The sequence below is a fragment of the Dyella sp. CR10 genome, from assembly GCF_055814425.1.
This window is the reverse complement of record NZ_CP185986.1, coordinates 3,513,312-3,530,496: the sequence shown is the minus strand read 5'-3', so window position 1 is coordinate 3,530,496 and position 17,185 is coordinate 3,513,312. Positions and strand designations below refer to the sequence as shown.

Genomic DNA, 17,185 nt, shown 5'->3' with positions numbered 1-17,185 from the left:
GGACAGGGGGGCAACCTCGACGGTTGCGTGACGCGTGTTGCGCGGCCGCTGAGAGGGGCGCATGAGACTTCAAGACCACATCGATTTCACCACCCTGCAGTGGGTCAAGCCCGAACTTGACGAGACGCTGTCCATCGCGCGCGAAGCGCTGGAGGCCTACGTCGAGAACCCGGGCGACCGCGGCGTCATGCGCTCGTGCGCGGACAGCCTGCACCAGGTGCAGGGCACCTTGCGCATGGTGGAGCTGTACGGCGCCGCGCTGGTGGCCGAGGAAATGGAAAACCTCGCCATCGCGCTGCTCGAAGGCCACGTCACCCAGCGCGAGGAAGCGTATGCCGCGATGATGCGCGGCCTGATGCAGCTGCCGGACTACCTCGAACGCCTGTCCGGCGGCCACCGTGACGTACCGGTGGTGCTGCTGCCGCTGCTCAACGAGCTGCGTGCCAGCCGCGGCCAGCAGGCGCTGCACGAGTCCGCGCTGTTCTCGCCCAACCTGGAAGCCGCGCTGCCGGACAACGCGCCCGCTGCGCTCAACCAGGACGAAGCCGAGCGCATGCACGGCCGTATCGCCGAGCTGCGCCTGCGTTTCCAGCAGCAGCTGCTGGCGTGGTTCCGTGGCCAGGCCGCCGAGCAGCAGCTGGCCGGCATGGTCGGCACGCTCGATGCGATCGCCGCGCGCTGCTACAGCGTGCCGGGCCGCCGCCTGTGGTGGATCACCGCCGGCGTACTGGAAGGTCTGCAGCAGGGCATGCTCAAGGCCCAGGCCGGCGAAGTGCGCCAGCTGATCGGCAAGGTCGATCGCAGCATCCGCCAGTTGATCGAACAGGGCGAAGCGTCCATGCGCGGCGGCGATGCCGACGAGCTGGCGCGCAAACTGCTTTACGTGGTGGCCCAGTCCAAGCAGCGAAGCCCGCGCATGGACCAGCTGGCCCGTACCTACGGTCTGGATCACCTGCTGCCCGACGCGGGCGAGCTGGAACATGCCCGTGGTTCGATGTCCGGCCACAACCGCGCGCTGCTGGATTCCGTCGCCAAGGCGATCAAGGAAGACCTGCTGCGCGTGAAGGAAGCGCTCGACCTGTTCCTGCGCCAGTCCGGCGCCGACCCGTCGTCGCTCAGCGAGCAGACGCAGGTGCTCGAGCGCGTGGGCGACACGCTGGGCATGCTCGCCCTCGGCGTGCCGCGCCGCGTGGTGACCGAGCAGCGCCGCGTGCTCGAAGACATTGCCAACCGCCTGCGCGCGCCCGACGAAGAGCTGTTGCTCGACGTGGCCGGCGCGCTGCTCTACGTCGAAGCCTCGCTGGACGACCACATCGAGAGCCTTGGCGCCGAAGAGGAAATCGCTCCGGAAACGCCGGCGAACCTGTTGCCGCGCAGCGAGGCGCGGCACATTCTCGCCACGCTCATGCACGAGGCCACCGCCAACACCAGCAAGGTGAAGGAGGCCATCGTCGCCTTCATCGAGTCGGGCTGGCGCCACCAGGAGCTGGCCGACGTCCCGGGCCTGATGGACGAAGTGGCCGGCGCCATGCGCATGCTCACCGCGCCGCGACCGGCCGAGCTGGCCGAAGGCATTGGCCGCTTCGTCGGCAACGAGCTGCTGAGCGACCGCCGCGTGCCCAGCAGCGCGCAGATGGATCACCTGGCCGACGCGCTGGCTGCGCTGGAGTACTACCTCGAAGCCGCGCGCGAACACCGCGGCGGCCTGGAACATATCCTCGACGTGGCCGAGCACAGCCTGAGCACGCTCGGCTACTGGCCGCCCCCGCCGCCGCGCACCGCGCTGGCCGAGGCGGAAGCCGAAGCCGCCGCGCCCGCGCCGGCCTTCGCGCCGGAAATCACCACCGAGCACGAGCTTACCGAGAGCGTCAGCCTCGCCCCGGGTCATGACCTCGGCGGCCTGGTGGTCGGCGACGCCGTCACGCCCATGCCCTCCGCGCACGAGCTGGCCGGCCTGCGCCTGGTCGATACCGAGCACATGTCCGCACCGGTCGTTTCCGGCACCAGCGACGAAGACGACTGGATCGAGATCGAAGAAGAAGTCGTCGAAGAAGCGCCGGCAGCCGATGCCATCAACGCTCACGCCGGCTTCCAGGTCAGCGTCGACGGCATCGACGACGACATCCGCGAGATCTTCCTGGAAGAAATGCAGGAAGAGATCGATAACCTGCGCGAAGCGCAGCAGAAGTGGCTGGCCGATCCGGAACACCAGAACGCCATCACCTCGATCCGCCGCTCGTTCCACACGCTCAAGGGCTCGGGCCGCCTGGTCGGCGCCTCGGCGCTGGGCGAGTACGCGTGGAAGATCGAGAACATGCTCAACCGCGTGCTCGACCACAGCATCGCGACGACGCCCAACGTGCAGGCTCTGGTCGGCCACGCCATCGACGCACTGCCGCAGTTGCGCGCCGCGCTGATGGGCGAGGGCGCGCCGACCGCGCCGCTGGCCGCGATCATGGAAACGGCAGACCGCCTGGCCGGCGGCCAGGAAGACGCCCGCGTCGAAGATCTCAAGCCCGCCGCCACCGAGACGGTGCGCCGCATCGTGCGTCGCCGCGTGCCGCGCACGCAGGTGGCCGCCGACGCCATTCCGGCCGCCACGCTTGCGCACATCGAGCCGGCGCCGGAAGCCTTGGCGCCCACACCAGTGCACGAGACGATTGCTGCGCCGGTGCTGCCGCCGGTCGATCCGGTGCTGCTGGAAATCCTGCGCAGCGAAGTGGCGCAGTACCTGCAGACCATCCGCCACGCGATCAACCGCGTCAGCGGCGAGCTGCGCGTGGACGACAGCCTGCTGCGCGCCGTGCACACCCTGCACGGCGCCATCGCGATGGTCGACATCCCGCTGCTGACCCAGCTGCTGTCGCCGCTGGAAAGCCTGCTCAAGCGCCTGCGCGCCGGCAACCGGCCGCTGTCGGTGGAAGGCGTGAATCTGCTCGGCAAGAGTGCCGATGCCGTCGATTACATCATGGGCCAGTTCGACGCCGAGCATCCGCAGCTGCCGGAGCTGGACGCGCTGATCCAGCGCCTGATCGAGCTGCGCGACGCGCAGCCGGAACCCCAGGTCGCGCACGTGCTGTTCGAACCGCTGGCCGACGACCTGGCCGCCGAAGGCGAGGCCGACGAAGGTGCACTGGCCGCGGCGCTGGATGCCGCCATGCCGGTGCAGCCGGGCGAGCTGGCTTCGCCGCACGGCGAACACGCCGCGCCGGCCACGACCGAAGCGCCGGTGGACGACTTCACCGCCGAGCTGATGGCGGCGCTGGGCGACTTCGAAGCCGCCCAGCCGGAAACGCACGACGCCGAAGCGCTGCACGACAGCGTCGCCGCCACGCCGGCGCCGGTCAGCGAAACCGGCATCGACGATTTCGCCGCGCTGTACGGCGACCTAGTCGACGACGAGCCCGCGCAGGCCCTGCCGGCGAACGAAGCCGCCCACGCCACGACGCAGGAATACACCCTCGCGTTCGACGAGGCCGGTATCGAGACGATGGAACTGGAAGGCGTCGATCTCGGCGCCGTCCAGGACAGCGAGAACATCGAACTGTCGCTCGACTCGGTCGAGCCGGCGGACGAACAGCTGGTCCACGCGCATGCGCTGGTCGATGCCGAACTGGCCGAGCTGGCGGATGCGCCGGCGACGCACGTGTCGCTGGAACCGGTGGTTGCCGAAGCGCCGTCTGTCATCGATGAGCCTGTCGCTGCTCACGCGCACGTCGAAGAAGCCGAGGTCGGCCCGGTATTCGAAGCCGAGTCCTTCGCCGATCTGGCGCCGGTGATCGAGCCGGTGGCCGAGCCCATCGTCGAACACGTCGACGTGCCGGCGGTGGAGCACACGATCGAGCCGGTGGACGAGCATGTCGCCGAGCCGTCCGTCGAGGCCGAGCCCGACATCGCGCCGGAACCGATCGCGGCGGCCGAGCCGGTGGTCGAGGCGCCGATCGAAGAAGCGCCCGAGGTCGCTCCGCTCGTGGCGCATGCCGACACGGCATCCAACGAGTACGCCGGCAGCTGGACCAACGACCAGATCGATCCGGATCTGCTGGAGATCTTCACCGAGGAAGCGCGCGAGATCCTGGACCACTCCGACGGCGTGCTGGCGCAGTGGCGCGCCGAGCCGACCGAAGCGGAGCACCTGGCCAGCCTGCAGCGCGATCTGCACACGCTCAAGGGCGGTGCGCGCATTGCCGGCATGGTGCCGGTGGGCGATCTCACCCACGCGATCGAAACCTTGCTGGAAAGCCCGGTCGGCCACGACCCGGCGCGCACCGGCGAGCTGATCCGCGCGCTGGAAAGCGGCTTCGATACGCTGCACGGTCTGGTGCAGCGCATGTCGCAGGGCCGCGGCGTCGAGTACCCGCAGGCACTGATCGATCGCTTCCTCGGCATGGCCGGCGAAACGACGATGCCCGCCGAAATGGACGGCGCCGTCGCGCCGGCCGAACGTGCCCCGCAGCTGCCCGAACTGCTGCCGGAAGAGAACCAGTTCGACGAATCGCGCGGTCCGCAGGAGCAGATCCGCGTCCGTTCCGAGCTGCTCGACACGCTGGTCAATCATGCCGGCGAGGTGGCGATCTACCGTTCGCGCCTCGAACAGCAGGTAGCCGGCTACCGCTTCAACCTGGTCGAGCTGGATCAGACCGTGCAGCGTCTGCGCAGTCAGCTGCGCATGCTGGAAATCGAGACCGAAGCGCAGATCATCGCGCGCTTCCAGCGTGAGCATCGCGAAGCGGGCATGAGCGTGTTCGATCCGCTCGAGCTCGATCGCTACTCGCAGCTGCAGCAGTACTCACGTGCGCTGGCCGAGTCGGTATCCGACCTTGTGTCGATCCAGAGCATGCTGGACGACCTGACCCGTCAGGCCGAGACGCTGCTGATCCAGCAGTCGCGCGTGAGTTCGGAACTGCAGGATGGTCTGCTGCGCACACGCATGCTGCCGTTCGACACGATGGTGCCGAACCTGCGCCGCACGCTGCGCCAGGCCGCGCAGGAGCAGGGCAAGAGCGCCCAGCTGTTCGTGGAAGGCGCGCACGGCGAAATGGATCGCAACCTGCTCGATCGCCTCAAGGCGCCGTTCGAGCACATGCTGCGCAACGCTGTGGCGCACGGCATCGAGACGCCGGAAGAACGCCGCAAGGCGGGCAAGCCGGCCGAAGGCGCGGTGCGCATCCGCGTGGCGCGCGAAGCCACCGAGGTGGTGGTGCGCGTCACCGACGACGGCCGCGGCCTCGATCGCGAGGCCGTGCGCAAGCGCGGCATCGAGCGTGGCCTGCTGCGCGCCGACAGCCGTCCCAGCGACGACCAGCTGCTCGCCCTGATCACCCAGCCGGGCTTCTCTACCGCCAGCAGCGTCACGCAGCTGGCCGGCCGCGGCGTGGGCATGGACGTGGTGGCCAACGAGATCAAGCAGCTCGGCGGCTCCATCGCGGTCGAATCGCAGCCGGGCCAGGGCACGACCTTCGTGCTGCGCCTCCCGTTCACCCTCGCGGTGACCCAGGCCATCCTGGTGCGCATCGGCGAGGCGACCTTCGCCATTCCGATGACCTCGGTACAGGGCGTGGCCCGCATCAGCCCAGCCGAACTGGTTGCGCGCATGGCCGAGTACGAGCCGACCTTCCAGTACGGCGGCGAGCAGTACGGCATCCACGACCTGGCCGAGCTGCTCGGCATTGCCGCCGGCCATCCGGGCGACGAACAGCTGCCGTTGCTGCTGACCCGCGCCGGCGACCTGCGCGCCGCGATCCGCATCGACGCCGTGATCGGCTCGCGCGAAATCGTGGTGAAGTCGGTCGGCCCTCAGGTGAGTTCGGTGCCGGGCATCCTCGGCGCCACCATCATGGGCGACGGCTCGGTGCTGGTGATTCTGGATCTGCCGCCACTGGTGCGTCACGGCATCGTGCGTCGCCAGGAGCGTCTGGCCAGCGGCCTCACCGCGGTCGAGCTGCCGATCATCGAGGAGGAGCGCATCCGTCCGCTGGTGATGGTGGTCGACGACTCCATCACCATGCGCAAGGTCACCGGCCGCGTGCTGGAGCGCCACGAATACGAAGTGCACACCGCGAAGGACGGCTTGGATGCGCTGGAGAAACTGCACGAGCGCGTGCCCGACCTGATGCTGCTCGACATCGAAATGCCGCGCATGGACGGCTTCGAACTGGCAGAGCAGATGAAGGGCGATCCGCGCCTGCGCAACGTGCCGATCATCATGATCACCTCGCGTACCGGCGATAAGCATCGCCAGCGCGCGTTCGACATCGGCGTGGACCGCTACCTCGGCAAGCCGTACCAGGAAGCCGAACTGCTGGCGCAGATCAGCGAAGTGCTGGAGCAGCGTGCGCTGCAGGATCAGGCGACGGAGTCCGCCCATGGCTGAAGCCCCGGCCGTTGCGCTGCTGTTCGACGATGCGGAACTGGGGTCCCACCTGCGCGAGGCGCTGCGTGAACGCGGCGCCCGTATCGTGCACGAGGGCGGCATCGCCACGTTGAGCCGCGAGCTGCTGCAAAGCACGGGCGCTCACGTGGTGGTGGTGAACCTGGACGATGAGGCGGCCGACGACATCGATCGCCTGTACGACGTGATCGACGGCGACCAGCCGCGCGTCGTGTTCAACGACGCCCAGGCCAGTCGCGGCCTGGACGGCTGGGATCGCGCGCGCTGGGCGCGCCATCTCGCCGTGAAAGTACTGGCCGACGGCGATATCGATCCGCCGCGCCCGGCCGACGCGCTGGCGGTGGAAACGCCGGTGGCGCGCGCCGCCGAAGCGCCTGCGGTGGCGGCTGTCGCCGAGGCGCCGGTGGCGATGGCGTTCGCCGACATCGAAGCAGCGCCCGAAGCGGCGGTTGCGGAGGCGGGGCCTGCCTTCGCGGAAGCAGTGGCGCCGATGCTCGACGACGAGGCGTCGCCCGAAGTCTTGTTGTCCCCCGCCATGGGCGAAGCGGCCGATGCGTCCGAATCGCTCGCCGCGGAACTCGAAGCACTGCTGGCCGCCGATGATGCCGGCGAGCCCGTCGCCGAGGACGACTTCGGCAGCGGCCTGAAGGATTTCGGCGACCAGATGCCCGAGCTGCACGACGGCACATTCGGCGAGCACGCCGCAAGCGCCCCTGAGGAGCGCAAGCGCGTCGAGCCGCCGCCGCTGCCTGGCAGCAAGTTCAGCTCGGATGCCTTGATGACCCAGGGCCCGGCGCCGCTGCCGCGGGCCGACGAACTCACCGCGAGCGTGCCGACCGAGCCGCTGGCGTCGCCGCCCAGCGCACCACGTCCCGCGTTCCAGCTCGACCATCTCGCGCTCGCGCCGCTGGACGAAAGCTTCATGCCCGCCGACACGCCCATCAAGGTGGAGAAACTCTCCGCCGCCGAGGCGCTGCATACCGGCTGGTCGCTGGTGGACGATGACGCCACCAGCATGCCCGCTGACGTGGAGACGCACGATTTCGGCATCGAGAAAATGAGCGCCGAGGATTACCTCGCGCTCGACGTGGAAACCGTCGAGCCCACTGTGCAGCCGCGCATGACGCTGGAGCTGGTGTCGATCGAAGAGGCCATCGCGCCGACGGATTTCGAATCCTTCGGCCACGAAATGCAGCTGGGCGAGCTGGAAAGCGCGCTCGGCCGCGTGCTGCTGCTTGGCGCCACGGTGGACAGCACCGATTCGGTGTGCGAATTCCTCGCCGCGCTGCCGGCCAGCCTGCGCATGGCCGTGCTGCTCACGCAGCATCAAGGCGCAGCCTCGGTGGATGCGTTGGCGGAAAAGCTGGCCAAGCGCTCCGCATTGCCCGTGCGCATTGCCGCCCACGGCGAACGCGCGCGTGCCGGCGAAGTGCTGCTGGTGCCCGCCAACCGGCAAGTGCGCCTGCTGCGCGACGGCCGCGTCGAATCCGAAGTGGTCGAAGTGTTCTCCTTCCAGAACCCGTCGATCGACGTCACCTTCACCGCCGCCGCCAACGTCTTCGGCCGCGACGCCGTCGCCATCGTCTTCGCCGGCCCCGGTACCGATGCGGTTGCCGGCGCGCAAGCCGTGCACGACCGTGGCGGCAGGGTGTGGGTGGAGCTGGCGTCCGGCGACCACTACGCCGACATGGTGCACGGCGTGGAAGCCGAGCGCCTGGCAAGTTTCACTGGAACGCCGACCGATCTGGCGGCACGTTTGATCGAAGAGGAACTCCAGCGATGAGCGAGCAGCCCCTGCCGCGCGAAATCCGTTGCGTGCTGATCCCCGTAGGCCACCTGCGCCTGCTGCTGCCCAACGCCACCGTGGCCGAAGTCATCACCCTGCCCACGCCCGAGCCGGTGGAGGATGCACCGGAGTGGTTGCTCGGCCGTATCTCATGGCGCGGCTGGCGCGTGCCATTGGTGTCGTTCACCAAGCTGGCCGGCGCGGAAGAGGGTGATCCGACGTTGGCGATGCGTGTTGCTGTGTTGAAGGCGCTTGGTGGCAATCCGAAGTTGCCGTTCGTGGCTGTCGTGACGCAGGGTTTTCCGCGTCTGACCACGCTCAATGCAGAGCTGATCATTCCCACGCACGATGGCGTGCCGTTGCCGCCGGGTGTGAAGGCGCAGGTGCTGGTGCGGGATGACGTGGCGGTGATTCCGGATCTTGAGGGGATTGAGGGGCAGCTCGGTGAGATGTTGGACTTGGTTGGCTGATAAGACATCCAGTTCACGAGTGTCTAACTATCTTAGATGTTATTGAACGGTAGGGATCCGTTCGGCGGTTAGGGGATATCCATGGACGGATCTAGATGCTTGGAGGTTTTCTCCGAGCTTTCCGCTCCTGAATCTATATGCAAAAAGGGCTGTGATCGCTTTTGGCGATCACAGCCCTTTTTTTGTTTGCGAAGAGAACAACCATTAAAGGACTGCGTATGAAATGTTGGCTACTTACATTCTTATGCTGCCTATTGGCCTTGGCTCCTGCGGCTAATGCGCAGAATTGGAACGCCGCAAAACTTGGCACTCAGCTCAGCGAAGGTAATCAAGGCATGTGGTCGGAAGCCGACGCGAAGGCGTTCTGGCAACCGTATGTCACGTCGACCTGGCCCTATGGCAGTCCCACCTGTGTGCCGACCGGGTGGCAGATGGCCGCTGTCCAGTCAACTTATAGCAACCATCAGTACACCCGTTGGATGTACGCAAATTCGGTGTGCACGTTCGGGCAGAAAAGCGATACGTTCGTTCTTGGCGTCTACACAGTAGATAGCTGCGACAGCGTTACAGCCTGGATATATGACAAGAACTACGGTGTATGGGCCTGCGAGGCTGGCTATTACCTGGCCTTACCAGGCGACACGGCCAGCGGAGGTAACTGCGATTGCGATCAGGGGCGCGTCGCGACGGCCTACCCCATTGAAGTCGGCACAGGGAATATGTCGGAGTCGGCGCTGGACTTCAGCAGCGGCGACGGCCGGCTGCGGTTCGCCCGCCACTACAACAGCAACCCCTTGTCGCCCGAGGTAGGCATTGCCGGCTGGCAGAACGAATACGCCGGAAGACACCTTTACCCCATCGGCAAAGCTACCAAGTTACCTCCTCATGGAGTTACCACCCAAGGCTCGGCGACATCCGGTGTCTACGGATCGGCTTCTGCGGCATGTGTGCAAGGCGTGGCGGATATCGCTCAGGGTCTTGGTGGCACGCCCCCCAATACCGCCTATGCCGGCGTGACCGCGACGTTCACGGCCAGTGGGCAATGCCAGCTCTCCAACGGTGAGGTCGTTCCTGTCCTGAATACGAATGGCTTGTCGGTCATCACAGGAGGTATCAGTGACGCGGGTATCGGCCTGACAGTGCTTCGCCCCGATGGAACATCCCTTTATTTCGCCTGCTTTCATGATGCCTGCACATCTTACGGGCAGAGCAAGATCACGTTGACACCCATGGGTAACGGTTACGCGCTCACGGCGGAGAATGGGGATGTTGAGAGCTACGACATCAACGGCAATCTGTTGCGTATCGTGGGACGCGATGGCTATACCCGGACGGTGACCTATAACACTGTGGCGAACAGTGATGTCACTACCGTCCAGGCCGTGACGGACAACCACGGACGAACCCTTTCCTTCATCTACAACGACAATGGGCTGCTGAGCCAACTGACATTGCCCGATGGCACGTCGGTAAAGTATGGCTATGAGCCGTTGGGAAGACTGACCTCAGTCACCTACGCGGACGGCAGCGCGGTCGGCTACAAGTACGAGAACAGCACCTTTCCTCGTGCCCTGACGGCCTGGGTCGATGAAACCCAACAGACTTACGCCACTTGGATCTACGACACCACCACCGGCATGGCCACGGCCAGCGCCCTCGCCGGCAATGTCGACACCAGCACGCTCAGCTACAGCGGCAATGCGACCACGCTGACAGACAACCTCGGCAGTCAACGCACCTACAACTTCCAGAATATCGCTGGTGGAACTCGTCTGGTCTCGGTTACCGGTCCCGCCTGCAGCGATTGCATGGGTCAGAGCATGTCCTATGACACGAAGGGCTTTCTACAGACCGCCAAAGATTGGAACGGCGTCACGACCGGCTACACGTTCGACGCGAAGGGCTTGTTGCAGCAGAAGGTTGATGGGGTAGGCACGGCCAATCAGCGCACCACCCAGCTGGCCTGGAACACCACGCTTCGCGTTCCGCTGACACGCAAGGTGAGCGATGCCGGCGGCAACACAGTATCCAGCAGCGGTTGGGCCTACAACGGCACGGGACAGGTCATCGCTCGCTGCGAGATCGATCCATCCGTGGCGTCCAGCTATGTCTGTGCCGCATCGGGAACGGCTCCCGCTGGCGTGAGTCGCTGGACGTATACCTATTGCGATGCCGTGGACGCGACGCAGTGTCCGCTCGCCGGCCTGCTAGTCAGCGTCACCGGCCCGCGCACCGATCTCACCAGCACGGTGCACTACAGCTACTACCTGAGGACCGACGAATCCAGCTGCGGCACGGCCGGCAGTGCGTGTCACCGCGCCGGCGATCTCTATCAAGTCACCGACGCTGCGGGCCATGTCACCACCTATGTGGCTTACGACAAAAACGGCCGCATCACCCGCCAACGCGACGCCAACGGCATCCTCACCGACTTCACCTATCACCCGCGCGGCTGGTTGCTGACCCGAACGGTCCGCGCCAACACCGACGGCACATCCTCGTCCAACGACGCGGTCACCCAGATCGGCTACACCCCCTACGGCACCGTGGCCTCGGTCACCGATCCGGATGACGTCAAAGTTACCTACACCTACGACGCCGCCCATCGCCTCACCGACATCACCGACGCCCTGGGCAACCGCATCCACTACACGCTGGACGCGGCCGGCAACAAGACCAAGGAAGAAACCTTCGATACCAGCGGCACCCTGCGCCGCTCGCTGGGTCGCAGCTACAACACGCTGGGGCAGCTCACCGGCATCAAGGATGGCCTGAACCGCACGGTGTTCGACGCCAGCTTCAGCGACAGCTACGACGCCAACGGCAATCTGGTGCGCAGCGCCGATGCGCTGGGCATCCAGCGCAAGCAGGGCTACGACGCGCTCAATCGCCTGATCACCACCATCGACAACTACAACGGCACCGACACCGCCACGCAGAACACCCAGAGCGTGTTCGCCTACGATGCCCGCGACCAGCTGCAAGGCGTCAGCGATCCGGACGGCCTCAACACCACCTATGACTACGACGGCCTGGGCAACACCACCGCCGTGCACAGCCCGGACACGGGCACGTCCACCTACGTCTACGACGCCGCCGGCAACCGCGTCCAGGCCAAGGACGCACGCGGCGTGGTCAGTAACAGCACCTACGACGCCCTCAACCGCATCACCGCCACCACCTACCCGCACAGCGACGCCAACGTCAGCTACCGCTATGACGAAACCGACAGCGCCACCGGCTGCGCCGGCTCCTACCCGATCGGCCGCCTGACCAGCATCGTCGAAACGGCCGTCACCACGGTCTACTGCTATGACGCCCGCGGCAATGTGGTGAAGAAGACCCAGACGCAGGGCACGAATGTCGACGCGGTGAGCTACACCTACACCTTGGCCGACCGTCTGGCGAGCACGCGGACACCGGATGGCACGGCCATCCAGTACGGGCGCGATGGCGCTGGCCGCATCAACGCCGTCACCGTGCTGCCGCCGGGCACCAACGGTGCGGGCGCCGGCAACGTGGTGACCAATGTCAGCTATCTGCCATTCGGGCCTATTGCCAGTTACACGCTCGGCAATGGACAGACGATCACGCGCACCTACGATGCCAACTATGCGGTGACGGATGTCGTCAGCCCGGCGCTGAATCTGCACTTTGCGCGGGATGTAATGGGCAACATCACGGCGCTTGGCAACGCGCCAGGTGCCAATCCGGCTGTCGAAACCTACAGCTACGATCCGCTGTATCGCCTCACAGGTCTCAAGGATGCGCAGGGGCAAACCATTGAGGCGTACACCTATAACAAGACCGGTGACCGCCTCAGCAAGACAGCCAATGGATTGGCAGCCGGCACCTACGGCTACCAAGTGGGAACACACTGGCTGACGAGCATTGGTAACAGTGCCCGATCCTATGACGCCAATGGCAACACGACGGGTAGCGCGGCTGGCGGCGATGCCTTCGGCTATGGCTACAACGACCGTAATCGGATGTCGGTGGTACAGCGTAACGGCCAGACCATAGCGAGCTATACCTACAACGCAATGGGGCAACGCGTCGCCAAGGTGGCCACGGCCAATCAGCGCTTTGCCTACAACGAAGGCAGTCAGCTTATTGGCGAATACGGGGTGGCAAATCGGATCTATATTTGGCTCGACAATCTTCCGGTTGCCATGGTGGACAGCACCGGGACTGCGAAGACAGTAAGCTACGTACATGCGGACGGGCTAAACACGCCACGCGCAGTTAGTGATGCCACCGGCTCGTCTACCTGGCAGTGGGGATTTCGATCAAATCCGTTTGGAGAGGTGGCTGCCGCCAGCACTGGGCAGAACCTCAACTTACGATTCCCTGGCCAATACTTCGATCTCGAGACTGGGCTGTATCAAAACGTCCACCGTGACTTCGATTCAACGGCAGGTCGCTATGTACAAAGTGACCCACTCGGGATGATCGCGGGAGTGGCGACCTATAGCTATGTGGCTGCATCGCCGCTTCGCTTCTCCGATCCATTAGGCCTATTCCTTTTCCCCTGGGAGAAGCCGATATATGTTGAGGGAGGCACCCCCGAAGAGCAGCAGAGAGTCATAGATGCGGTCAACAGAGTGTTTGCGACTCGCCGAGGAGGTGAGATGCTTGATGCCATCAAAGGACCTTGGTATAGACACGGCTCGCCAAAAACGATCCACATCACAGCAGGGCATATATTCCAATCCGAGTTCCTAGGTGGAGAAAATATGTACATTGATCCTGCATTTTCTCCTTGCATGTATACAGCCGCAGGTATCGTACGTGGCTCTCTTGAGCGAGGGATCGCGCATGAACTCGGACATTTAATCTTTGCGACGGATGATGACGGCCCAGGCAGGATGAATAACGTAAATCAGAATGAAAATCCGGTCGCCAATGACTTGGGGCAACCCTCAAGGATAAAGTATGAAGTGCCTTAATCTACGCGTCCTTATTGTGCTTACCGCAATCCTTGGCGTATCCGGCTGCGCTAATGAACAAAAATCGAAGTGCCAGGGGGTTGATCTCTCTGGCCTGCTCGCTCTCAAGAAGAGCGACCCCATTGCAGACGAGGCGAAGGCCTTCGCATCCCATGACTATAGGTTTGTGGGGGTCAACGGGTATGTCGTTGTTGTCCCTGGGATGGAAGAGGGAGACCCGCTAGTACGCAAACATGGCAAGAGGATCATTGAAGGAACCACTGATGCGCCTTGCGACAAAGAGCACTCCTTGCTCGTGGGTTCCGCACAAAAATATGCAATCACTTACAATAGAAAGCTGGCCACTGATTTGATGAAATTGGATGCCACAAAATAGCTGACGCAAGAAAACTGGGTTTCACGACTATAAGGGGTCGGAATGGACTACCTCTGATTTCTCGGACACCTAGGAGCGAGGGCAATCCTCGCACGGAGGTGTTCGATGGCAAAGCGTCAAGCCCGCGCCCAAGTAGAGGAGTGAGAGATGACTAAAGACGAACTCGCTAATGGTTGGGTGGCGCTTCAGTATGCGCATCAAGCGGATAATGCTTCGCGAGAGCACATAAGTGTGGGAAAGGAGCTGGGGCGGCTGGCTCACGAAGAGCCTGCTGTCTGCCTGGATTTGATCGTTGAAGTAATTCGTTTAGACAGTGGAGAGCTTGTTCTCTCGAATGTGGCTGCTGGCCCATTGGAGAATGTGATCGCTGAGAACGGTTCGGTCGTTGTTGATGAAATTGAACGATTGGCACGAGAGGACGCTGCGTTCAAAAAAGCTCTTTCTTTAGTGTGGCCTCGTGATACGTCGGATATTTGGCGGCGTGTCGAAAGAAGTGCTGCGTAGGCAGCATTTTTCGACGCGGAATGCCTGAGTGGCACTGGTCCCTTTTTTCGGTGCCGATGAAATTGCTGTCTTGGAGTGCGCGTGTCTCGTCCAAATTCACTTTTCTCTGCTTCACGCAAAGAAGCCATGGCCTATGTCTCGGGCGAGCGCAAAGAAGTTGATAACTTGTTCGAGTTCGGAGGCATCACCGACCTCGATCTGAGCAACCTCTTTTCGATCGTCACCGACGACGCATTCGACTTCGATCGACACGAGCTGCTGCCGATCGAGGAAAGCGCGCCGTTCGATCTGATCGAACTCCCGGTGCGCTTCGTCAAGGCGCTGGCGGCGAAAGAAGACGCCGATATTCCTGGCATAGCGATGCAATGGTCGAAGACCGATGAACTCGATTGCGATCCTGGCGATCTCGTGCCGATCATCCAATCATTGATGGCGCTGTCCAAGACGGCTGGCAATAAGGGTGTCTACTTCATCGCTTAGCCGTCTCAAAAGTGACATCTGCGTTAATTCGACTTAACGCGCCTTTGTTACCCTCAGGGGCACCAACAGCCAAGGAGTAAGACCATGCAAAGGATGTCCCCCGCCGCTTTCCTCGTTCTCGCCGCTGTGGCCATGCCGGCTTTCGCTCAATCGGATCGCGAAGTCGTCGAAGACATGGTTACCCGTTCCGCCAATGTCTGCCCGGGGCATAGTGCCGATCGCACGACGCCGACGGTGAAGGCGGTGCCTGTGGGTGCATTGCGCGTGATGTTGGAACGCGGCTTGGTGATGTGTCCCGATCGTCGCCTCGATGCGGATGCACCGGCGGCGTTCTACGGTGAGGTCGGTGTTTTCACCTGGAACCCCGAGGTGAAAGAAGGTTCGGCGGTGATCGTGAAGCAGATCGATGCGATGACGCGCAAGGACGAGTATCCGCAAGAGACGCTTGTGTGGGATGCGAAGGGCAATGCGCTCAAGCAGCGCACCGTGCCGGCGTTCGAGGCGAAGCCGGGCGCGGCGGTGCTTTATCACGTGAGATGAGAACAGTGCGTTATCGAGGATGTCAGCAACGGCGCACCTTCTAGGTGTGCCGTTGGCTTGGCTCGTGTACGAGATAACGATGAAATATCCCATTGCCACTGAAACATCGAGCGATGTGGCCGCCTGGGGTATTCGTAGTCCCGGACCTTCCGGGTTGCTTTTCTGCAGGTGAGACTCTGGACGAAGCTTTCAAGAACGCGAAAGACGCCGATGATCTCCGGATCAATGTGGCCCTCGATAGCAGTAGTGCCATTCCGGCGCCCAAACCGTTGTCGGAGCATCGGAGGAGCCCGGAATTCAGAGGTTTGACTTGGGACGTTATCGGTTGAGTGCTTGGTCGGCTTGCTGTTGGTTCTGCAGCTGGGTTTGCTTTTGTTGAGCCTCCCGCTGTTCCTGCTGCACCTGAAATTGCTGCATCGCTTGTGGCCACTGCGCTCCACTTTGTTCCATAGGAGTGTTGAGTCCTTGCAAAGTGTCCACTTTGCAATGCCGATCAAAGAAGTGATCGCGGACGCCGGATGGGCGTTGGGCACCCCATAGCACTGACGCGTCTTCATTCAGGGCGATCTGGTCGATCCTCTGCAAGCCGCTTGCGCGCGCGGACACGGTCAATGCGGCAGCCAAGTTGTCGCTTCGTGCGTCGGGGGATCTGCCATTCTGATGGTCCAGCTGATAAACGAGGGCACGCGCGCTGAGGTAGAACTCATTATCGGGATGGGTGGGATCGTCCAGGCGATCGGGGCATTGCCATGCATAGGAACTCTGCGGGGCAAGGCGCTGTGAGGCTTCGCTGAGAGCGTCTCGGGTGTCCCGGCCGACGACGCCATCGACTTTAAGATCATGATCGCGCTGGAAGGCTTCGACTGCGGCGTATGTGGAGGGGCCGAATTGGCGGTCTGCCTCCAAGGGATTTCCCGACCGGTCGGTGTATCCGAGCCTGGCGAGCTGAGTCTGAAGGTCTCGGACATCGTCACCGTAATCTCCCCGCCTCAGCGTTCCATCTGGATGCCGAGCCTTGGGTGGTTGTGCGTCGTCAAATCCGGCCTGTGCAAGTTGCTCCAGCGTCATAGTGCCGTCCTGGACGCCCTGGACCAGTTCTGGAGTAATGGTTTTAGCCCAAGCCGCCGAACGTTTCTCCCGATCGTCGGCTCCATTCTCTCCGCCATTAATGGCCAGTCCTGCGGCTCGCGCATCCGTTCGCGCGGTTTCCGGAACAACATCACGCCAGTAGGCAATAGCCAGCTTGGTCGCAATCGCCGGCTCGGCAGCCAGATCGGGGTTGCCCTCCAGGTCATAGCCATACTTTTCGCCGAAGGTGCGGTAGTTGTATCTACCGGTGTATTGGAAATATCCCCTGCCGTGATAACGCCAGCCATCTCCAGGCTCGGTGTTGGCGAGGTCGCGACGGCCGCCGTAGAGGATGTGAGCCATTTTCTCGGGGTCTTTGCTGTCGATCGCTGCCTGGATTTCTTCCCTGGTATTCCGGCGTGTAGCGCTGCTTACTGCTCTTTCGACATTTTCGTCCGTCGTGTAGCCGAGAGACTCATGCATCGTCGTGAAGCCCTTGGTTTCGACGGATGCATTTCCCATGATGTTGGCCAGCTCGGCGGGTGACGTAATGCCCGCATCGATGCAGGCTTTGAATAAAAGGGCGGAGCTATCGTTGAATTTCGGCATCTTGCATCCCTG

At 63.4% G+C, this 17,185-nt stretch carries 10 protein-coding genes; 9 read left to right on the top strand and 1 reads right to left on the bottom strand.

All coding sequences use genetic code 11. The annotated features are described in order from the left end of the window. The first annotated feature begins 61 nt into the window (after window positions 1–61). The 9 genes from ACNR9O_RS15935 to ACNR9O_RS15895 all read left to right on the top strand — a co-directional run bounded on the left by ACNR9O_RS15935 (window position 62) and on the right by ACNR9O_RS15895 (window position 15,825). Window positions 62–6,373 (top strand): Hpt domain-containing protein, encoded by a 6,312-nt coding sequence (locus ACNR9O_RS15935; protein WP_473687099.1) that lies wholly within the window; start codon window positions 62–64, stop codon window positions 6,371–6,373. Then, on the top strand, window positions 6,366–8,174 hold the full coding sequence (locus ACNR9O_RS15930) for a chemotaxis protein CheB (RefSeq protein ID WP_473687101.1): 1,809 nt from the start codon (window positions 6,366–6,368) through the stop codon (window positions 8,172–8,174). The genes ACNR9O_RS15935 and ACNR9O_RS15930 overlap by 8 nt, the downstream gene beginning before the upstream one ends. Beyond that, complete coding sequence (locus ACNR9O_RS15925) at window positions 8,171–8,647, top strand: chemotaxis protein CheW (RefSeq protein WP_473687103.1); 477 nt, start codon at window positions 8,171–8,173, stop codon at window positions 8,645–8,647. The genes ACNR9O_RS15930 and ACNR9O_RS15925 overlap by 4 nt, the downstream gene beginning before the upstream one ends. Window positions 8,648–8,982: 335 nt before the next feature. Continuing rightward, complete coding sequence (locus ACNR9O_RS15920) at window positions 8,983–13,596, top strand: RHS repeat-associated core domain-containing protein (protein ID WP_473687105.1); 4,614 nt, start codon at window positions 8,983–8,985, stop codon at window positions 13,594–13,596. After that, complete coding sequence (locus ACNR9O_RS15915; RefSeq protein WP_473687107.1) at window positions 13,583–13,972, top strand: hypothetical protein; 390 nt, start codon at window positions 13,583–13,585, stop codon at window positions 13,970–13,972. Before ACNR9O_RS15920 ends, ACNR9O_RS15915 begins: the two co-directional genes overlap by 14 nt. Window positions 13,973–14,119: 147 nt before the next feature. Then, window positions 14,120–14,476 (top strand): DUF6869 domain-containing protein, encoded by a 357-nt coding sequence (locus tag ACNR9O_RS15910; protein ID WP_473687109.1) that lies wholly within the window; start codon window positions 14,120–14,122, stop codon window positions 14,474–14,476. Window positions 14,477–14,602: 126 nt separating this feature from the next. Next, complete coding sequence (locus ACNR9O_RS15905) at window positions 14,603–14,956, top strand: hypothetical protein (protein ID WP_473687111.1); 354 nt, start codon at window positions 14,603–14,605, stop codon at window positions 14,954–14,956. Between the two features lie 84 nt (window positions 14,957–15,040). Next, window positions 15,041–15,496 (top strand): hypothetical protein, encoded by a 456-nt coding sequence (locus ACNR9O_RS15900; RefSeq protein WP_473700655.1) that lies wholly within the window; start codon window positions 15,041–15,043, stop codon window positions 15,494–15,496. A 113-nt stretch (window positions 15,497–15,609) separates the two neighbouring features. Next, a complete protein-coding gene (locus tag ACNR9O_RS15895; protein WP_473688363.1) occupies window positions 15,610–15,825 on the top strand; it encodes a type II toxin-antitoxin system HicB family antitoxin in 216 nt (71 codons plus the stop codon). Here ACNR9O_RS15895 and ACNR9O_RS15890 read toward each other — a convergent pair. Beyond that, the gene (locus ACNR9O_RS15890; protein ID WP_473687115.1) at window positions 15,815–17,173 is read right to left on the bottom strand and encodes an XVIPCD domain-containing protein; all 1,359 of its coding nucleotides are present in this window, start codon (window positions 17,171–17,173) and stop codon (window positions 15,815–15,817) included. The genes ACNR9O_RS15895 and ACNR9O_RS15890 overlap by 11 nt on opposite strands. Window positions 17,174–17,185 lie beyond the last annotated feature (12 nt).